Consider the following 18,416-nt stretch of genomic DNA (forward strand, 5'->3'; position numbering starts at 1 on the left):
CTCAGTGGTGTTTCGCAGTCAGGAAACCAGCTGTACCGGGAGGTTGAGCAGGCCGTGCGAGCGCCAGGATTGCCGGTAGACGAGTTCGCTCTCCGCAACAGCGAGCCGGGCCCGAGGGTAACGCGCGAAGAATCCCGGGACGACGGCGTCGATGATCAGGTCCGCGGCTTGCGCACCGAGACAGTAGTGCGGACCACGGCCGAACAGCAGACTCGGGCGGTCGCCGCGGGCGGGATCGGCATCCGCGCCGAACAACGACAGCAGGATGGTGTCGCCCTTCGGGATCGTGGTCTCGCGCACGACGAGATCGGTGACCGCGAACCGGCGGAAGGCGAACGGCATCGGATTGGCTTGCTCGATGAGTTTGCCGCGTTGTGCCTGCCAATCTGCGGTCACTGCGGTTCCGGACCCCGAGATCAGCAGTGCGGTGATGATGTTCGCGCACGAGTGCACCGCGTTCTCCATGCCCGCCATCATCATGAGGAATGCCAGCGATACCAGTTCGTCCGGCGTGAGCGATCCTTCGTCGTCGCCGGCGCGGATCCAACCGCTGATCAGGTCGTTGCCGGGCGCTGCGCGTTTCGTGTCGATCAGCCCGGCGAAAGTGGCGGTCAGCCAGCCGATCGCCTTCTTCAGCCGCAGCAGGGACTCCGGCGACGCGGTATCGGCGGTGAACATCGCTGTCGCCGCATCACGAAGGTCCGGGTAGAGGTCGGCGGGTACGCCGAGGAGGTTGCCGATGACAATCGCAGGCACCGGTGCGCACAGACGGTCGAGCAGATCGACTGCTGTACCGTCATTTTCGGGTAGCGCCGCGAAGACGTCCGCCGCGATGCGGTCCACCGCGCTGCGGAGGGTGTCCGCGGAGCGTCGGGAAAACGCCGGTGCCGCAAGCTTTCTGATGCGGGAATGCTGATTGCCGTCCATATTCAGCAGATTGCGGTCCAGTGCGGGCGGCAGGGCGAAGCCGGTGTAGCCGTCCAGTGCGTGCTGCTTGTCCACGCTGAGCCGTGGATCGGCCAGCAACGTCGACACCTCGTCGTATCCGGCTATGACCCAAACTTTGTGCCCGCCAGGGATTTCCATGCGCCGCACAGGACCCCGCCAGCTCGCGTGCTCCGCCCACCGTGCCCTGGCCGACGCGCCGATCACCGCGGTTTCCACCATCACCCACACCTCACTGCCGCTTGTGCTTGCAGGATATGGGACGCCGCCGCGGAAGCCGATTCGGCATCGGTGCGTTACGCGACGTCGATCTGTGACTGCATGCTCAGATGTCTGCCGAGCAGGTGGACGCGTAGTCGTTGTTCCACAGTGGTTTCCTCGGGGTGGTGGATCTCGATGCTCAGCCGGTCGTCGAAGGTGCTGATGATGATCGTGCCGCTCGGCTGCTGTAGCCGATGCCCGGTCTTGTCCGGCTTCGCCACCATGAGGGTGCGGAAGTCGTTGACGCACAAGCCGTTCGGCAGAGCGGGGCGCTCGATGCGGCCCCAGTTGGTGGCCAGCACGATGCCGGGGGATCGTGGCGCCGGGCCGGATGCGATATCGGGGATGTGCAAGGGGGTCTGCTGCACGAGCCCGGTGTCCAGTCCGGCGTGCAGGGCGTCGCTGATCGCGCGCGCCAGGCCGACCATGGTGGTCGAGCCTGCCGGGGGAACGAAATCGGCGAAGCCGAGCACATTGGAACCTTCGGTGCTGCCGATGGCGGGGGTGACCCGGCTGCGCAGGTCGACGGAGTAGGTGTAGGTGAGATCGCGTAGCGGGAGCCCGCGTATCTCGGCCTCGGTGAGCAGAATCGCGGCGGAGGCCAGGCCGTTGATCGTGGTGCCTGCGCGGTGCGCGAGGTCGGCGAGTGCGGCGGTTTCTTGTTTCGACAGGCGGCAACGGGCCGTCAGGGGGATCAGATAGGGTGCCTCGTCCACCGGGAGTGCGACGCTGTGCGCGGTGTCGTGCACGAACGGCCGTACCGGTGCGGACGGGTCCGAGAATTTCTCGATGCCCCGGCACAGCAGCAGATTCTCGACTGCTTCCGGATAGCCGTGCATCGGCAGCGCGGGTTCGCGTCCGTGGCACGCCTCGGTGTAGCAGGACCAGAGATCCGCGAGCACCGCGAGCGAATGGCAGGCGTCCGCGATGCTGTGGTGCGTCACCAGTGTCACGCCCGCCCGGTCCCCGTCCAGGACGACGCACAGGGCGGCCAGTGCACTGCGCTGATCCAGTTGCGCGCCGGTGAGCAGCAGTTCAGGATTCCCCTGGGAAACAGTTAATTGCGTTGTGCTACCTAATGATTCGACCAGAATATGGTGTTTGCCGTCCGGCTCCAGGCGTGCCCCGAGCGCGGGGTACGCGCGGAGCACGGTGTCGAAGGCTACCGACAGTGCGGTTAGATTCAACCGACCGGAAAGCCGCATCGAATAGCCGACGACGACTTCACTGCTCGCGAAGATCTCCTCACTCGGTGCCAACGGCCGGATGACGGTAGCCGTGGTCATGTCGAAATCCCTCCACCGGAGACTGCCCCATCGAGGCTAGCTCTAAGGCCGGGCACACCACGGTCTTTCGGAATCATCGCCTCTGTGATGTATCGCCCGTACCGAACATGCTGTTTCCGGTTGTGGCCACAACGAGACCTGCATCGATGATCAACCACTGCCCGCACACACAGCGCAGGTAGCGGACGGTGCCGTGCGACGACACCAGTGCGGGTGCCGGCCAGGAACATGCGGGGCAGGTGACGTCCATGAGTCCAGCCTGGTGTAATGGTCTAGTGCATTTCAACCCTTACGGCGGCGCGGCGGCCGAGCTGGCGGCGCGGCTGGTGAACGCCGGCCCGGACCAAGATCTGCGGCAGCTGCTGGCCGACGCGGATTACAAACCGCTCGGCTCGGTGACCGCCGCGCAGGTCGCGGAACTGCGCCGGTGGATCCGTGAACTCGATGCGATGTTCGATCACCCCACCGTGCGCCGGCTCAACGCTCTGCTAGCCAAAACCACAAGTCAGCCCTATATTTCGACGCACGACGACCGCCCGCCGCACCTGCATTTCGCGCAGGAGACCGCCCCGGTCGACGAGCGGGTCAAGGCCTACACCGCGGTCGGTCTCGCCGCGCTGTTCTGCGACGATCCCACGCGGATCGGCCGCTGCGCCCGCGTGGGCTGCGACCAGGTCTTCGTCGATACCTCCCGCAACGGCAGGCGGCGCTTCTGCTCTACTCGCTGCTCTACTCGGGTGCACGTGGCCGAGCATCGCTCCCGCCGAGCGGGCTGAGATCGCGCTGGCCTCGGCGTTTACCGCTGTGCGGCGGGCAGGCCGAGCGCATGACGACGTCTCGTCGCCATCTTCTGCAATTGCAGATGGTTGTGCCGACGCGAACCGAACGGTCTGAGCGCGGGTGCGGGCGTGTGGCTTTCGTCGCGCCCGCAGTGGGGCCGAAAGGCCGGTCCGGAACACGAGCAGGCAAGCTGGCATCGCATTTGTGACGACATTCGTCGCAGCACTTTGCAATTGCAGATGTCGCTTTCATTTCCCGATCTGCGCGAAACCGGGTGCTTGTGGCGGAAAAGAGATCTCGTAATAGTTCGTGAATTGTCAACAGCCCTTTACCGATGTGACCGTTCGGGCCGCCATTTTTCTTCGGTGGAACCACCGTTCCGGCGCGTCGCGCGTCACTCTCGATGGCCGAAATCGGCGGCGGCTTCGGCCCCGCCGGGCGACTAGAATGGCAGTAGAGCCGAGGCCTGATGTCCGTTCGTGGCAGTACCCGGCGATCATGCCGACGCCGTGTCGCCACATTCTGTACTTGCAAACGTCGTTCTCGTCAGCGGTAGCTCGCCGCGGCCCCGCGGCTCAGTAGGCCTTGTCCGCTGCCACTACTCGGCCGGATTCTATTGCGGCAAGCAGGATTTGGTGATCGTCAGCCGTTCGGTCGGCGTACGCCAGGGCGAAGTCGATCATGGCGCGGTCGAAGGCATCGCTGGTGCCGAGGTATGCGGCGATCGCGACGCGATCACCGGATCGAGCGTGCGCCCGGGCGAGCGTATGGCCGCAGAGCGCGGAGTAGTCGCGCAGATATCGGCGTGACATCTCCTCGATCGTCGCCGAACCCTTCATATCGCGGAGCTGGCGGCAGTAGTAGTGCCTGCCGTCCGATCCGGCCGCCCAGCCGAGGAAGATATCGCTCGCGGCCTGGGTGAGCCGCTGCCCGTGCACCACTCGGTGCCCTTGGTTACGGAACTTGCTCGGCCCGGTGTGCCGCGCGAGCACCGACTCCTGCGCCTCCTTCACCTGCAGGAACAACGGACTGCGGCTTTCTCGCCCGGCCAGCAGCGCGACGAAGCATCGGGTGCCGACACTGCCCACGCCGACGACTTTGACTGCCACATCCAGCATTTCGTGCCGGTCGAGCAGTACCCGCCGTTCCTCCGCCAGGGTGCGCCGGAAGTCCGCGAACACCCGCCGCACCGTGTCGGCGTCGACCTGCTCGATCGGGGTCAGCAGCGGTGGCCGATGCCGGATGCGCGGCACGCCGTCGGCGTCCGGTTCAGTCAGCTTTTCCAGCGCCTGGAGGTTGGTACGGGACCTCGCGTCGGCGAGAGCCTGCTCAACTCCTTTGCGCCGCTTCGGTTTCTGGGCGAGTGCGGCCAGCTTGTCGGCATCGATCATCTCGTACCAGACCGCCAGTTCACCGAGGCCGGCCAAGCGGCCCATCGTCGCGCGGTAAGCCGAAGCCGCTGCCCCGACCGAGGTTTCGGCATCGGTATCGGCAAAACCGTTGGCGCGAGCCGCCACCGCGATACTCGCGGACAACCGTTTCACGTCCCATTCGAACGGGCCGGGGAGCGTTTCGTCGAAGTCGTTCAGGTCGAAGACCAGTGCGCGTTCCGGTGACGCGAACAACCCGAAATTCGACAGATGCGCGTCGCCGCACAATTGCACGGTCAGCCCGGTATCGGGCACGGCCGCCAGGTCCGCCGCCATGATCGCGGGCGCGCCACGCAGAAACGGGAACCGTCCGGCCGCCATTCGCGCATACCGGATAGGCACCAACTCCGGCACCCGGGTAGCGGCCTGTTGTTCCAGAATTGCCACCGGATCCGCCCGATTCGCGGGTGCCTCCCACACGCCCAGCGCCCGCCGTCCCACCCGCTTGCGTGCCTGCCGCCCCGCCACACCCGCCAACGACTCCGCCATTCCCGAAGTCTCTCACCCCAACCGCAAACTTCCAGGCAACCCACGCCGCTGCCGATTTCCCTTCGCCGTCCGTCCCCGGCGGGTAACGGCGGTATCCACCAGCGCCGCACCGTTTTCGGTTGCGCATCCGGCGTGGGTGATCAACAGTGGGGGTGTCCGAGTGGATCTGGCGACGGGAGGCCGGCATGGACCGCGTGGACGTGGTGGTGGTCGGTGCCGGATACGCGGGGCTCAGCGCGGCGCGGGCGCTGCGGACGGCCGGTCGGGCCGTCGTCGTGCTGGAGGCGAGTGACCGCGCGGGCGGTCGGGCGCTGAGTGCCCGCACCGACGGCGGTTGGGCGGTGGATCTCGGAGCGCAGTGGATCTCCGGCGGGCACACCAGATTGGCGGCGCTCGCGCAGGACTACGGGGCCGAGACCTATCCCTCCCCGTCCGCCGGGGCGAATCTGCTGGTGGAAGGCGCGGTGCGCCGCCCGTTCCGGGGTACGCGCCCACCGCTGTCACCGCTCGTGCTGCTCGTGCTGGGCCAGGCAATGTGGCGGATCGAGCGGCTCGCCGCCCGGATCGACCTCGCCCACCCGTGGACCACCCCGGGCGCCGACCGGCTCGACGCGATGACCGCGGCGACCTGGTTGCGCCGCAACCTGCCCGAGCGGCGGGCCAGGCAACTCGCCGAGGTGATGATCGGCGAGGAACTGTGCGTCGATGTCGGCAGCGTCTCGATGCTCGCGCTGCTGACCACCATCCGCGCGGCCGGCGGTGTCGAGGCGGGCGTGACGGCGGAAACGGTCACCCGGCTGTTCGTCGAGGGCGCGGACGGTCCCGCCCTGTCGATCGCGGCGGAACTGGGCGACGCACTCCGATTCCTTTCCGCGGTGACGTCCATTCGGCAAGGGGCGCAGGGGGTTTCGGTGCGTGGCGAGTTCGGCGAGGTGGCGGCCGCGCACGTGATCGTCGCCGTGCCGCCGGTGCTGGCCGGGCGCATCGCCTACGACCCGCCGTTGCCCGCCGCGCGCGACCATCTGACGCAGCGCATGCCGATGGGTTCGGTGTTGAAGGCGTTCGCCGTCTACGACCGCCCGTTCTGGCGCGACGAGTTCCTCACCGGTCAGGCCTTGAATCTGCACGACCCGGTTCCGGTCACGTTCGACGCCACCCGCCCCGGCGGACCCGGCTGTCTCGGTGCGCTCGTGCCTGGCCGGGCCGCGCATCGCCTCGCCGCACTGCCGGCGCCGGAGCGGCGCGGCATGATCGTCGGCTCCCTGGTGCGAGCTTTCGGGCATCGGGCCCGCGATCCGATCGGCTGGCACGAGAAAGTCTGGGCCGACGATCCGTTTGTCCGCGGCGGCTACGGCGCATTCTTCCCGCCCGGTGTGCTGACCACCGTGGGATCGGGCGTGCGGCATCCGGTCGGTGCGATCCACTGGGCGGGTAGTGAGACGGCCACCGAGTGGTCGGGCTATATCGAAGGGGCCATTCGCTCTGGTGAGCGCGCCGCCGCAGAGATATCCGCGCACTGATAGTAATAATTCGGGCAATAGCACCGAAATGCCCGAAGGCCGCTGCACCAAGGGTTAAAACATCGGTATTTGAGATTCGAATCGTAGACCGCTGACCGGCTCCGGTACAGACTTATTTGCACAACGTTTATGTATCGCGGGCCTTTGTGGCAAATAAGTGCGTGCCGAGCGGGAGGAATGGCGGAACGTGATCTGCGTTATGTTGACTGAGATTCTGCCAAAGGCGAACCATGGACCGCATGACGCAGCTAGCAAATCTTCAGCAAAGGGGAGTTGCCCGCAAGAACTCACCCGCGCTCGGGGCCGTGCTGCTGATGCTGTTCTCCGTCCTGGCGGCCGGTTGGGCCGGCGGGCCGGGAACAGCGGCCGCGGAGCCGACCGGGTGCACCACCGACACCTCGGTGACCAATGAGCTGACACTCCAGTGCGAACCCGGGGCGGGCGCAGGCGAACACGCCTACATCCGCTGCCGCGACTTGCTCGGCATGCCGCACACCCATATCGGTCCGGCCATCGGCACCGAAGGCGGCTGGTCCACGGCGGTATGCGCCCCGTACGAAAACGGTCCGATCTGACCAAGCGGGAGTTCCCGCAACACCTTTCGCGTCGATTGCCCGTGCACCGCTCGACCAGGGCCAGGACGCGTCTGACCAGGCACGCCCCCAGGGCGCGTTCACGAGAGGCTTCAAGCTGATGCGTGTAGTCACGAAGGAACGTTCACGAGAGACCAAAGCATCCGGACGGCACCGTAAGGTCGTCCAACGCTCCAGACGCGGCATGTATGCCGCCGCCACCTTCGCCTCCATGGCGACCGTCATGCTCGGCACCGGCCAGGCCGCCGCCGACGATTTCGGCATTCCGGGACTGCCGCCGGGCATCGATCCCGGCGACCTGCAAGGCACGCTGCCCGCCGTGGGCGGTGAAATGGCAAGCCAGATGCTCGATCCCGGGCAGCAGGCCGCGCTGAACGACGCCATCGGTGTCGCGGGCACGGTCGGCGGTTACACGCCCGCGGCGGATGACATCAATGCCGCCATCGACGCGTTCCGCGGTGGCGGTGCGCCGCAACCCCTCTACTTCGGCCCCGGCGTCGTGCCCGCGGCGGCGCCGGCCGGAGCCGAAAGCGGCCCGGGCGCAGTAGCGGCACCGATCGCCGATCTCGCCGCCACCGTCGCCCAGATCACCGGTGGCGGAATGCCACTCGAACAACTCGCCTCCTGGGCAGACCAGACCTTCCCCAGTGGCCCCCTGCGCGGACCGGTCAACGACCTGCTCGTCTTCGTCGAACAGGCCACACAGATGGCGGGCACGCGCCGCAATACCGCGACACCGGCCATCGATGATCTGATCAGCCAGGTCAAAACACTGTTCGGCTTCCCCAAAGACGGACCCGACCCGGTCCAGGGACTCCGGGACCTGCTGACCGGAACTACTGCCGGACAACAGGATCCGGTCGCCCAGCAGCTGCCGCCCGGACTGCTCGCTGTCGCCGCACCCCTGCTCGGCCTGTTCGCGCCGCAACTCGGCGGCATGACACCGGCCCTCGCGCTCATCGTGCCGCTGCTGGCCATGGCGTCGAATCCGGCCGCCGCGATCGGTGTGGTCTTCACCCAGCTGCGCGACGCCGTGCGCGGAATGGTCTCCGACGCCAGGCATCCGGCTGCGCTCGGGCTGCTCGCGCTGCCCGCGATCGCGTTGCTCGCCGTCGTGCCGCTGGCCATCGTCGGCGGACTCGGCTTGGCCGCCGTGCTCACCCTGGGCGCGGTGGTGCTCGGCGCGATCCTGTTCGCGCCGTTGGTGATCGGTGCGCTGATCGTAGGTGCGATCGTGCTCGCGGTCCTGGCGATACCGGTGCTGATCGTGCTCGCGGTGATCGCGATACCGGTGCTGCTCATCGCGATTCCGGTCGCCATCGTCGCGTTCACCGTGCTTGCGCCGGTCATTCTGGTGGGTGGCATCGCCGCGATCGCGGTCGCCGCCGTCGTCGGAATCGCGCTCGCCGTACTGGCTTTGGCCGCGGGCCTGGTGCTCACCCTCGTCGGCTTCGTGGTGCTGACCGCCGCGGCGCTGCTCGCCTCGATCTTCGTGCCGTTCCTCGGCCTGATCGTGGCGCCGGTGCTGTTCACGGTCGCGCTCGCGTTCCTCGTCGCCGGCCTGATCGGGACGGCGGCGGCCTTCTTCGGGATGCTCGGGATCGCCGGATTGGTCACTGCCGCACTGTTTGTCGGCGTGGGGCTGCTCTCCCTGCTCACACCGTTCGGGCTCATCGCGCTGCCGATCCTGGCCGTGCTCGCGGTCGTCGCCGTGGTGCTGTTCGGCGCGGTCGGCCTGGCCGGCGGCGCGATCCTGGCGGTGGTCGCGCTGGCCGGGCTGCTGGTGCTTTCGGTGGCGGGTGGGGCCGCGGTGATCGTGCTGCTCGCACTCGCTGTAGTGGCGACCGCTTTGCAGCTCGTCGCGGCCGCCCTGGTCTGGGCCGGACTCGCCGCCGCGGCAATCGCTTTCGCCGCACTCGGTGCCGTCGGTGTGACGCTCGCGGTGGTCGGCGGATTGCTCGCCACCATCGCACTCGTGATCGCCGTGCCGATCCTCGGTCCGCTGCTGGCTCCGCTGCTGTTCCTCGGTCTGGTCGCGATTCCGGCGGCGATCGGTTTGACGATGCTGTTCGGCGGCTTCGGCCTGCTCGCGTTCGCGACGTTCGCCGTCACCGCGGTGGCACTGCTCGCGATCGCCGGCCTGGCGGCGTTCACCTTGCTCGCGACCGTGGTGTTCATGGTCACCATGCCGTATGCCATCCCGTTCATTCTGCTCGGCGCACTGGCTTTTTCGATCATCACGGGCGCGGGTATCGGCGTGGTCGCCGCGGCGTTCGTGGTGGCCACCTGGATCGGTGGCGGTGCGATCGTGCTCGGGCTGCTCGCCGTCGCCCTGGCGGTGGTGGCGACCGTGTTCGCGGGTGGGCTCGTGGTCTCGGCGCTGTCCTTCGTGCTGCTCGCGCTCGGGGCGCTGGCGCTGATCGTGATCAATCCGCCGCTGGCGCTGATCGCGCTGCCGCTGCTCCTCGGCGGCGTGCTGCTCGGCACGCTCGCGACCCTCGGCACCGTGGCCGTGGTGAGCACGCTGCTCGGCGGGTTCGTCGCGGCGCTCGGGCTCGGGTTGGTCGCCGCCTGGATGTTCTTCGGCGTGCTGGCGCTGGGCACCTTCGTCGCCGTCTCGGCGCTGTTCCCGCCACTGCTGCTGATCTCGGTTCCGCTCGCGGCCGCGGCCTTCGTGGTGATGGCGGTGCTCGCGTTCGCGACCCTGCTGGTCGGCGGTGCCGGGCTGGGCGCGATCCTGTTGGCGGGCAACCTGATCGCCGCGGTGCTGGCGGTCGCCGCGGTGCTGGCCACCGGTGCGGTGGGAGTGGCCGGGTTCGTCCTGGCCGCGGTGCTCACGCTGCCGTTCCTGATCTTCGGACCGTTCGCCGTAGTGGTTTCCACGGCGTTGTCGCCGATCCTCGCGCTGGCGCTGCTGGCCGTGTGGTCGCCGATCCTGGTGGCGGGGCTGGCGATCGCGGCGCTCGGTGTCGGCGTCGGACTGTTCGGCCTCGTCGGGTTGCCGGTGCTGGCTCTGGTGATCGGGGCGGCGTTGGTGGCCATAACGACCGCGCTCGCGGTCACCCTGGTCGCCATCAGCTTCGTGCTCGACTTCGCCACCCTGGGTGTCGCCGCCGCAGTGCTCGCGCCTTTGGTCGCCCTGGCGGGCCTGGGTGCGCTTGCGTTGCTTGCGCTTCCGGTATTGGCGTTGCTGGCGCTTCCGGTGCTCGGCCTGGCCGCGCTGGGTGCGCTTGCGCTGGTGGCCCTGCCGGTCCTGGCGGTGGTGGCGCTCGGAGTGCTTGCCGCCGTGGCGGTTCCAGTGATCGCCGTACTCGCGCTTCCGGTGCTCGCACTGCTCGCGCTCGTCGCGTTGCCACTACTCGCCCTGGCCGGACTGGCGGCGCTCGGCGCGACCTTCGTGGCCGGCGCGGTGGCGGGTGCGACCGCCCTCGCCGTCGCGGTGCTCGGCGCACTCGCGCTCGGTGCTCCGGTGGCGGCGCTGGCCATCGTCGCGGTGCTGGCTCTCGCGGCCGTCGGCGCGCTCGCGCTGCTCGCCCTGCCGGTGCTGCTGATCGGCGGCGCGCTCACCGCCGCGATCGGCATCCCGCTGGCAGTAGTGGGCGCCCTCGCCCTACTGGCACTGCCCGCGGTCCTGATCGGCGGCGCGCTGGCCGGACTGGCCGCACTGATCGGCATCCCGTTGGTGGCATTGGGCGCAGTCGTCCTTCCGGTGCTGCTGATCGGCGGCGCGCTGCTCGGTGTGGCCGCAGCGGTGGGCATTCCGCTGGCACTGGGCGCGGCCGCACTGCTCGGGGTGCCACTGTTGATCGGGGCCGCCTTGGCGGCATTGATCGGCGTGCCGTTAGCGGCTGTAGGCGCACTCGCGCTGGCCGCATTGATCGGCGTGCCCCTCGCAGTCGTGGGTGCGCTCGCGCTCGCGGGTGGTGCACTCGCGGCAGCGGTCGGTATCCCGTTGGCGCTCACCGCCGTCGCGGTACTCGGCCTCCCGGTGCTGGTCATCGGCGGCGGCCTGATCGCCCTTGCCACACTGGTCGGTGCCCCCCTTGCCGCAGTGGGTGCGCTTGCCCTGCTCGCGCTTCCGCTGCTGCTGGCGGGAGGTGCGCTCGTGGGTTTGGCGGCGCTGGTCGGGATTCCCCTCGCCGCAGTGGGTGCGCTTGCGCTGCTTGCGCTTCCGGTGTTGTTGGCCGGTGGTGCCCTCGCGGGCCTGGCGGCGCTGGTCGGGATTCCGCTTGCCGCGGTGGGCGCGCTCGCACTGCTGGCGCTTCCGGTATTGCTGGCCGGTGGTGCACTCGTTGGTTTGGCGGCGTTGATAGGTGTTCCCCTGGCAATCGTCGGTGCGCTTGCGCTGCTTGCCATTCCGGTGCTGTTGGCGGGAGGTGCGCTCGCGGGCTTGGTTGCGCTGGTGGGTGTGCCGCTCGCCGCGGTGGGTGCGCTTGCGTTGCTGGCGCTTCCGGTGTTGTTGGCCGGGGGTGCAGTGGCGGCGCTGGTGGGGGTTCCGTTGGCCGCGTTCGGGTTGTTCGCGCTGATCGAGATTCCGAAGCTGCTGCTCGGTGGCGCGATCGCGGCCACCGTGGCGGCGGCGCTGGTTCCGGCTGCCGCATTCGGTGTGGCCGCCTTCCTCGCGACGCCGCTGCTCGCGCTCGCCGCGCTGGTCGGCACACCGCTGGCCGCGCTCGGAGCCGTGACCGTCGCGGCGTTGGTGCTCGCGCTGGCCGTGCTGCTCACGCCGGGCGCGCGGGTCGGCATCATCTCCGGTATCCGGGCCGCGCTGGATCGCAATGGGCCGCTAGGGGCTTCGGGTGGCGGCGCGGCTGCGGCAGGCAGTCAATTCCTCGACGACATTCCCGACGACCCGTCCCTGGAGCAGCTGGCCGCTTCGCTGCAAAAACTGCTCGCCCCGCTGCCCAGCCAACCGCAGGCAGCTCCGAAGCCCGCGGCCGCACCGGTCGCCTACGCCGATCTGCCCTACTCCGGAAAGGGGGCTGCCGAAGCGGTGGCGCGGGACCGCGCGCCGCACCTCGTCAGTGTTTCGCTGTGACGAATCCTGCATTGTCCCAACGCATTCAGCACAAGGAGAGTCAGACATGACGCACACAACGGAGACCCTGCACCTGGAGTACCTTTATGGCCCGCGCTGGCAGGACGCCGTCCGCATCATCGAACGGTCCGGCCAGTTGACCGTGGCCGAACGCGAGAAACTCAACGCGGCCGCGAAACAGATGGTGCAGGACAAGGTTTCGTCGCTGTCCAATGGCACCGGTCTCGGCCTGGAAGGCGGCTTGGCCGGTCTGCTGGCCGGACTCGGCCAGGGCACGAACGCCGCCGCGCCGGGTATGCCGATCAATATCGCCACCGCCACGGCGAAGGCGTTCGGCCGCTCGCGCAACGTCCAGGTCGCCGGAATGATCGCGGGTCAAGCGGTCGCGCCGAATGCGGCGGCGGGCCCGGGCGATCTGACCGGCCTGCTCGAGTCGTTCGGCTCGATCGGCGTGGTGACCGTGGTCGGTCAGGCGGTGACCGCGGCGGTGCTGAGCGACCTTGTCGGGCAAGGGGAATTCACCCAGGACGTCTATGACGAGCTGATGCGCCCGTGGAGCACCAGCATCGACGCGTGAGCACAGCGACGAGTAGCGGAAAGAGGTCGGCACCATGTTCGATTCGCGAAACATCGGCTCCGGCGGGCTCACCACCGACGCCCTCGGTGGTCTGCTCGACGTGCGATCCGCACCGGTCACGTTCGGCTACTACGAGCAGAACGAGGCCACCGCGGCCGCCGGTGTCGAGTGGAACACCCGGCCCCGGACCGCCCCGATCGGGTGGTGGAATCGGCACCGGCACGCGCAGACCGGTTTCGGGCTGGCGTTGATCACGACGCTCGCCTTCGTGCCTGCCGTGCAGAACGCGATCCTCACGGTGCTGACTCATGCCGGGTAGCCGGCGGCCGTCGCGTCGAGGGACGACCTTCCTCGGCGCGGCGGCCGTCGCCGTCCTCTTCCTGCTCGTCGCGGGACTGCTCGCTGCGTGCTCCGACCACGGGTCGGCCGCCACGGAGCGCAAAGTCGCCGATCCCGGCACCGCGGATTGCGCGGCGGGCGGCCAGGCCGTCGCGGGCTTGCGCGACACCTTCCGCGCGCTGTCCGATCAGCTCAACGGCCTCGGCCCCGCCGCGCAACGTGGCGACCTCGCTGACATGAAAGCCCGTGTCTCCCAGGGCATCCGATTGTCCGACCAAGTCACCGCGACGATCCATCCAGCGGTCGATCGCATGGGTTCCCCCCTCATCAGCAGCACCTATCGCGATGTCGCCACCGCAGGCGGCGGACTGCGTTCCGCGCTGGCCGAGTTCGCCGCGGCGCTGGACACCGATCGGCAGGCTCAACCGGCCGCCGATGCCGTGAGCGCCGCCCTGACCTCGCTCAACACTGCCATGGACCGCATGCGCCGCGCCTGCCCCACCGTCTTCCCGGACCAGCCGAGCCCGACCTACGGTCCCGCCGTTCATCACCGATAGCGGATCACGCGCCCGCAGAACGTCTTTCGAAGAACCTGTCACGGGCGACGGCGAGCTCCCGGGAGACCGCTGGTGCGGACACCCTCCTCACCGAGCCATCCACGTCCTCGGATGTCGGGTGATCGTGTGCTCTGGGGTGGGCAGGTTCAGGCCGTTTTCGAGCGCTGTGACGACCGTGCGCCGCACCCGAAACCCACCGTCAGCCAAGTCGAGTCGACGCCGGAGCGGCACCTTTCAACACGGGCCGCGATCGAGCCCGTGTCATTTCTCGTACTGCTCACAGCACCGCGCGAACCAGCGCAGTGAGTCCCGCCTGCAGCTTCTCCGGCGGCCACTCACCGAGGTGCTCGACGAGGTCGCTGCGCACGGCGGCGAGTAGCGCGTGGGCGAGGTATTCCGCCGTGTCGTCGCCGCGCTCCTCGGCGACGAGCTCAGTCAGCAGTGCATGCCACCGGTCGTAGCCCGAGTTCGCGTACGGGCTCCCGCCGCCGAGGCTTTCGAGCGCGCGGGCGAGCGCACGATTGTCGAGCTTGAACCGCAGGATCACGCTTAGCAGCCGGAGCACTGCCTCGACTGGCTGCTCGTCCGCGCGTCGGTCGAGTGGTAGCGACGCGTGCATGCTCTCGGCGCGTAGCTCGTAGAGCGCCTTGAGCAGTCCGGCGCGATCGCCGAAGCGGCGGAACAGCGTGCCCTTGCCGACGCCTGCCGCAGCGGCGATCTGATCCATCGACACCGTGGCGGGATCGGCCGCCGCGTCGAAGAGCCGCCCCGCGGCGTGCAGCACCGCCTCCTGGTTTCGCGCCGCATCAGCCCGCACAGCACCCTCCTTGCGAATCGGACCAGCAGTCCGTTACGGTAATCGGACTGACGGTCCGTATGGTAGCGGATCGGAACAACAGAAGGATGAAACCATGCGCAGTGATGCTGCCGAGGTCTTCGACGAGGTCATCGAACTGTTGCGGGACAGCGACATCGCGGGGTTCGTCGAGCTCTTCGCCGACGACGTGGTCATCGAATTCCCGTTCGCGCCTGCCGGGCGTCCGACGCGGCTCGACGGGCGTACCGCTCTCGGTGAATACATGGCCGCCTACCCGGACACCTTCGACATCCGCAAGCTCACGACGACCGCCGTGTACCGGACACAGAGCCCCGAGGTGGTGGTCGCGGAGTTCAGCGCCGAGGGCTTCCTCCGCGCGACCGGCAACCCGTACCAGGCGCACTACATAGTCGTGATGACCGTCCTCGACGGACGGATCACGCGCTATCGGGACTACTGGAACGCACTGGCGTTCCAGGACACAACGTACGGAGGCCGGACGGCATGACGGTCTTGGTGATCGGCGGCACCGGCACCACAGGAAGTCGGGTCGCACGCGGACTCGCGCAGCGTGGCGTGCCCGCCCGCGTAGCCAGCAGGCGCGGTGACGGCGAGCGTGTGCGCTTCGACTGGTACGACCCGCACACCCACGACGGCGCGCTCGCCGGCATCGACGCGATGTATGCGGTCGCGCCGATCGGCGACGCCGAACCAGAACACGTGATGGTGCCACCACTCGAACTCGCCGCCCGCTCGGGTGTGCGGCGAGCAGTGCTGCTGAGTACATCGGCGGTCGAGCCCGGCGAAAGCGGACTCGGGGTCGTGCACGCGCGGCTGTCCGAGCTGTTCGATGAATGGACCGTGCTACGCCCCGCGTGGTTCATGGAGAACTTCGTCGGTGAGCATGCCCACGCGCACTCGATTCGCGACCACGGCGAGATCGTGACGGCTACCGGCGACGGGCGGGTCGGGTTCGTGTCGGTCGATGACATCGCCGCCGTGGCCGTTGCCGCACTGACCGATCCCGTACCGCACAACACGGCACACCTGATCACCGGTCCGCAGGCGTTGACCTACGCCGATGTTGCCGCGATCACCTCCAGGCTCACCGGCCGCACGGTACGGCACCGCGCTGTGACCGCCGTGGAACAAACCGAGCGTCTGGCCGCTGCCGGGATACCGAGGCGGTATGCCCGGTTTCTCGCGCAACTCGATGAGGCGATCGCGGCCGGTGCCGAGGACAGGACGACGACGGTCGTTGCCGACATCACGGGCCGCCCACCGCGCTCACTCGAAGACGTCTTCGCCGATCACTGACAGTGCGCTGGACCCCGAGGCGAGCTTGTCGCGGAGCCGTAGACGCCGACGCCACATCTGGAACGATCTACCCCGGACAACGAGCCAGCCCAACGCACTCAACTCGGCATGTGCGGATGCCCTGAGCCGCCGCGGATCTCAACCGTCAGCCGAGCGACCAGCGGCAGAAGCGGATATGATGCCGACGCCCACACCCCATCGGTGGCGGGGTCCTGATTCGTCAGCGGCAAGGTGACGTGCTGCCATGGGCGCTCTACCACTCAGCCAAAGAAGGTGACCAGATCCTGCAGCGGCCATGGGTTATCGAAGCTCAGGGCGAACGCGTTGAAGTGGAGAGTCTCGTCCGCAGCCTCGAGCAGGATGCTGACCAGAGCGGCCGTCTGCGTCCCTACGGTGACCGCGCCGTAGACCTCGCGCAACTCCGGCACTCGTTGGGCCACCACATGTCCGACGACCGGCCCATTGTCGGCCTGGGGCGTACTGGTGAAAGGGTTGTCGAAGACGAAGCTCCATGGCGTGAGTTCCCGGGGCACTCCGGCGGCCTCGAGCTCCGCACTCGCTTCTTCCAGAAACTGTCCGCCCCGCCGCAGTGGCCCGAGGTCGAAGCGGGTCGACTCGCCGTACTCGATCAGGTCCTGCCACGCGCAGGCGTAGGCGTCCCCGGCAGCCGGGTTCTTGGGGCGGTCACCGAAGATGTCGTCGACGGCCTCCACCACGGACGGCGACCCGTTCTCCCTGTTCTGCGCGTCCATGGCGATCGCTCGCCGGCGGCTCTCCTCCAGCACTCCGTGTCCTGGCCGCCGAATCCACAACTGCACGTTCTCGAGGCTCACACTGTAGATGGTGAGCTGCGTACCCATCGATTCTCCTCCACTCGGCGTTCCGGGACCCGCATCACATCAACCGGTGCTGACCGCCCCCTAGCCGTCAGCACCCTATAGTCCCCGGTAGATCGGCGCATCCCGAATTTGCCACGGACACGCTCACCGACGCCGGCGTGCGCAACCAGGTCATTTCCTGCGCGGACGCCACCACGAGGTGCCCGAATTCGCTGGTGGAGGTGGACGCCGATGGCGTGCGATCGATCGCGCGGCCAATCCGCATAGCATTCTGGCCCAGGATGTACGCTCCGCCTTGCCGATTACGAATCACGCGCCCGCGGAACGTCTTTCGAAGAGCCGGTCGCGGGCGACGGCGAGCGCCCGCGACACGGCGCCGGTGAGGACACCGTCGTCGCCGAGGGTGCTGGCGACGATGCGGGGGCGTAATGGACCGAGTTCGCTCATCCGGCGGCTGATCGCGCTGCCGAGCAGCTCGAGATTGTTGCCGATACCGCCGCTGAGCACGACGAGTTCGGGATCGAGGATGGCGGCGACCGCGGTGATGAGCGCGCCGATGCGGCGGCCCTCGGATTCGACCACCGCGATCGCGCGGGCATCGCCGCCCGCGGCGGCGGTGAAGATCTCTTTCGCGGAAGTGCCAGGCAGACCGGCTTGTTCGGCCGCGCGCGCGACACCGCCTGCCGCGGCGACGGTTTCGGTCATGCCGCGTTCGCGGGCGTCGAGCGGGGGAGCGTCGACCTCGGTCGCGGGCAGGAACGAGACCTCACCGGCCGCACCGGTGTTGCCGACGTAGAGTTCGCCGTTGATCACGATGCCCATGCCGACACCGGTGCCGATCGAGATCAGCACGAAATTGCGCACGCCCGCCCCGGCGCCGAAGGTCAATTCGCCGACGGCCGCGAGGTTGATGTCGTTCTCGATGCTCGACTCGACCTCGAGCGCGGCACGCAGCTGCCCCACCAACCCGGCCCGGCCCCATCCGGGCAGATTCTGCGCGTAGTCGAGTCGCCCGGTGCTGGGATTCAGCACACCGGGGCTGCCGATCACCGCGTAATGCACTGCGGCCCAGTCGATCCCCGCGTCGGCCGCGACCTCGTCGGCCAGGCTGCGCACCCGGCGCACCAGATCCGCGGCCGAGCGGGCGGAATTGCGCACGTCGCGACGTCCGATGAAATCCCCGCGCAGGTCGGCGATGGCGAGCCGGATCCAGTTCCGGCCGATATCGACCCCGGCCACCACCCCGGCGCGCACGTTCACGTCGTACAGCGCGGTGGTCGGTCCCGGCCGGCCGCTCAGCGAGCCGACCAGCTGTACCAGCCCGGACTGTTCCAGGCCCGAAAGTGCCGCCGACACGGTAGGTTTGGACAGTCCGCTGGCTTTGGCGAGCTCGCCGCGCGAGGCGGGCCCGCTGACCCGCAGGTAGTCGAGCAGCAGCCGTTCGTTCATCGTCCGGAGCAGTTGGGGATTGCCCACCCTGCTCATGACTTCGCCTCGGCGGCGCTCGGCGTCGTCACGCGCGGGCACGCCGCGACACGATTCGCTCGCTCATGAATCCTCCTGCTCGCACCACTGGACACCTCGTTGTTAGTAAACTACCTTTCTTACCAACGCTCAACCGGGCGCTC

Annotated in this window: 15 protein-coding genes; 9 read left to right on the forward strand and 6 right to left on the reverse strand. The window is 68.4% G+C overall.

Going from position 1 to position 18,416, the window contains the following annotated elements; all coding sequences use genetic code 11:
* Positions 1 to 18 precede the first annotated feature (18 nt).
* Positions 19 to 1,167: a cytochrome P450 gene (locus O3I_RS07015; RefSeq protein ID WP_014982203.1), complete on the reverse strand. Its 1,149-nt coding sequence runs from the start codon at positions 1,165 to 1,167 to the stop codon at positions 19 to 21.
* A 74-nt stretch (positions 1,168 to 1,241) separates the two neighbouring features.
* A complete protein-coding gene (locus tag O3I_RS07020; RefSeq protein WP_014982204.1) occupies positions 1,242 to 2,492 on the reverse strand; it encodes a phthiocerol/phthiodiolone dimycocerosyl transferase family protein in 1,251 nt (416 codons plus the stop codon).
* Positions 2,493 to 2,767: 275 nt separating this feature from the next.
* Here O3I_RS07020 and O3I_RS07025 point away from each other — a divergent pair, with 275 nt between their 5' ends.
* A complete protein-coding gene (locus O3I_RS07025) occupies positions 2,768 to 3,268 on the forward strand; it encodes a CGNR zinc finger domain-containing protein (RefSeq protein WP_014982205.1) in 501 nt (166 codons plus the stop codon).
* A 579-nt stretch (positions 3,269 to 3,847) separates the two neighbouring features.
* On the opposite strand, the gene O3I_RS07030 is transcribed toward O3I_RS07025, so the two are convergent.
* Positions 3,848 to 5,191 carry a DUF2252 domain-containing protein gene (locus O3I_RS07030; protein ID WP_014982206.1) on the reverse strand — a complete coding sequence of 448 codons (1,344 nt, stop codon included), beginning with the start codon at positions 5,189 to 5,191 and terminating at the stop codon, positions 3,848 to 3,850.
* 185 nt (positions 5,192 to 5,376) lie between these two features.
* On the opposite strand from O3I_RS07030, the gene O3I_RS07035 reads away from it, so the two are divergent.
* The 6 genes from O3I_RS07035 (at position 5,377) to O3I_RS07060 (ending at position 13,815) form a co-directional block, all read left to right on the forward strand.
* Positions 5,377 to 6,711 carry a flavin monoamine oxidase family protein gene (locus O3I_RS07035; protein WP_014982207.1) on the forward strand — a complete coding sequence of 445 codons (1,335 nt, stop codon included), beginning with the start codon at positions 5,377 to 5,379 and terminating at the stop codon, positions 6,709 to 6,711.
* Between the two features lie 239 nt (positions 6,712 to 6,950).
* Positions 6,951 to 7,286 (forward strand): hypothetical protein, encoded by a 336-nt coding sequence (locus O3I_RS07040; protein ID WP_141691687.1) that lies wholly within the window; start codon positions 6,951 to 6,953, stop codon positions 7,284 to 7,286.
* 229 nt (positions 7,287 to 7,515) lie between these two features.
* Positions 7,516 to 12,342 carry a hypothetical protein gene (locus tag O3I_RS07045; protein WP_141691688.1) on the forward strand — a complete coding sequence of 1,609 codons (4,827 nt, stop codon included), beginning with the start codon at positions 7,516 to 7,518 and terminating at the stop codon, positions 12,340 to 12,342.
* 46 nt (positions 12,343 to 12,388) lie between these two features.
* The gene (locus O3I_RS07050) at positions 12,389 to 12,919 is read left to right on the forward strand and encodes a hypothetical protein (RefSeq protein WP_014982210.1); all 531 of its coding nucleotides are present in this window, start codon (positions 12,389 to 12,391) and stop codon (positions 12,917 to 12,919) included.
* 34 nt (positions 12,920 to 12,953) lie between these two features.
* Entirely contained in the window at positions 12,954 to 13,238 is a 285-nt protein-coding gene (locus O3I_RS07055) for a hypothetical protein (protein WP_014982211.1), read from the forward strand.
* The gene (locus O3I_RS07060; RefSeq protein WP_014982212.1) at positions 13,228 to 13,815 is read left to right on the forward strand and encodes a hypothetical protein; all 588 of its coding nucleotides are present in this window, start codon (positions 13,228 to 13,230) and stop codon (positions 13,813 to 13,815) included. Before O3I_RS07055 ends, O3I_RS07060 begins: the two co-directional genes overlap by 11 nt.
* Positions 13,816 to 14,092: 277 nt before the next feature.
* Here O3I_RS07060 and O3I_RS07065 read toward each other — a convergent pair whose 3' ends face one another.
* Positions 14,093 to 14,632: a TetR/AcrR family transcriptional regulator gene (locus O3I_RS07065; protein WP_014982213.1), complete on the reverse strand. Its 540-nt coding sequence runs from the start codon at positions 14,630 to 14,632 to the stop codon at positions 14,093 to 14,095.
* 94 nt (positions 14,633 to 14,726) lie between these two features.
* On the opposite strand from O3I_RS07065, the gene O3I_RS07070 reads away from it, so the two are divergent.
* Together O3I_RS07070 and O3I_RS07075 are read left to right on the forward strand one after the other, a co-directional pair.
* On the forward strand, positions 14,727 to 15,140 hold the full coding sequence (locus tag O3I_RS07070; RefSeq protein ID WP_014982214.1) for a nuclear transport factor 2 family protein: 414 nt from the start codon (positions 14,727 to 14,729) through the stop codon (positions 15,138 to 15,140).
* A complete protein-coding gene (locus O3I_RS07075) occupies positions 15,137 to 15,949 on the forward strand; it encodes an NmrA family NAD(P)-binding protein (RefSeq protein ID WP_014982215.1) in 813 nt (270 codons plus the stop codon). The genes O3I_RS07070 and O3I_RS07075 overlap by 4 nt, the downstream gene beginning before the upstream one ends.
* A gap of 260 nt (positions 15,950 to 16,209) precedes the next feature.
* On the opposite strand, the gene O3I_RS07080 is transcribed toward O3I_RS07075, so the two are convergent.
* Both O3I_RS07080 and O3I_RS07085 read right to left on the reverse strand, forming a co-directional pair.
* Positions 16,210 to 16,809, reverse strand: a complete 600-nt coding sequence (locus O3I_RS07080) for a DUF7691 family protein (protein WP_014982216.1) — start codon at positions 16,807 to 16,809, stop codon at positions 16,210 to 16,212.
* A 288-nt stretch (positions 16,810 to 17,097) separates the two neighbouring features.
* On the reverse strand, positions 17,098 to 18,273 hold the full coding sequence (locus O3I_RS07085; RefSeq protein WP_041563473.1) for an ROK family transcriptional regulator: 1,176 nt from the start codon (positions 18,271 to 18,273) through the stop codon (positions 17,098 to 17,100).
* Positions 18,274 to 18,416: the final 143 nt, after the last annotated feature.

The organism is Nocardia brasiliensis ATCC 700358, assembly GCF_000250675.2.
GTDB lineage: Bacteria > Actinomycetota > Actinomycetes > Mycobacteriales > Mycobacteriaceae > Nocardia > Nocardia brasiliensis_B.

What these genes read in the sequence shown, in the direction of transcription:
- O3I_RS07015 (WP_014982203.1), bottom strand. Translation starts at nt 1,167, where the DNA reads ATGGTGGAAACCGCGGTGATCGGCGCGTCGGCCAGGGCACGGTGGGCG.
- O3I_RS07020 (WP_014982204.1), bottom strand. Translation starts at nt 2,492, where the DNA reads ATGACCACGGCTACCGTCATCCGGCCGTTGGCACCGAGTGAGGAGATC.
- O3I_RS07030 (WP_014982206.1), bottom strand. Translation starts at nt 5,191, where the DNA reads ATGGCGGAGTCGTTGGCGGGTGTGGCGGGGCGGCAGGCACGCAAGCGG.
- O3I_RS07035 (WP_014982207.1), top strand. Translation starts at nt 5,377, where the DNA reads ATGGACCGCGTGGACGTGGTGGTGGTCGGTGCCGGATACGCGGGGCTC.
- O3I_RS07040 (WP_141691687.1), top strand. Translation starts at nt 6,951, where the DNA reads ATGACGCAGCTAGCAAATCTTCAGCAAAGGGGAGTTGCCCGCAAGAAC.
- O3I_RS07045 (WP_141691688.1), top strand. Translation starts at nt 7,516, where the DNA reads ATGGCGACCGTCATGCTCGGCACCGGCCAGGCCGCCGCCGACGATTTC.
- O3I_RS07050 (WP_014982210.1), top strand. Translation starts at nt 12,389, where the DNA reads ATGACGCACACAACGGAGACCCTGCACCTGGAGTACCTTTATGGCCCG.
- O3I_RS07055 (WP_014982211.1), top strand. Translation starts at nt 12,954, where the DNA reads ATGTTCGATTCGCGAAACATCGGCTCCGGCGGGCTCACCACCGACGCC.
- O3I_RS07060 (WP_014982212.1), top strand. Translation starts at nt 13,228, where the DNA reads ATGCCGGGTAGCCGGCGGCCGTCGCGTCGAGGGACGACCTTCCTCGGC.
- O3I_RS07070 (WP_014982214.1), top strand. Translation starts at nt 14,727, where the DNA reads ATGCGCAGTGATGCTGCCGAGGTCTTCGACGAGGTCATCGAACTGTTG.
- O3I_RS07075 (WP_014982215.1), top strand. Translation starts at nt 15,137, where the DNA reads ATGACGGTCTTGGTGATCGGCGGCACCGGCACCACAGGAAGTCGGGTC.
- O3I_RS07080 (WP_014982216.1), bottom strand. Translation starts at nt 16,809, where the DNA reads ATGGGTACGCAGCTCACCATCTACAGTGTGAGCCTCGAGAACGTGCAG.
- O3I_RS07085 (WP_041563473.1), bottom strand. Translation starts at nt 18,273, where the DNA reads ATGAGCAGGGTGGGCAATCCCCAACTGCTCCGGACGATGAACGAACGG.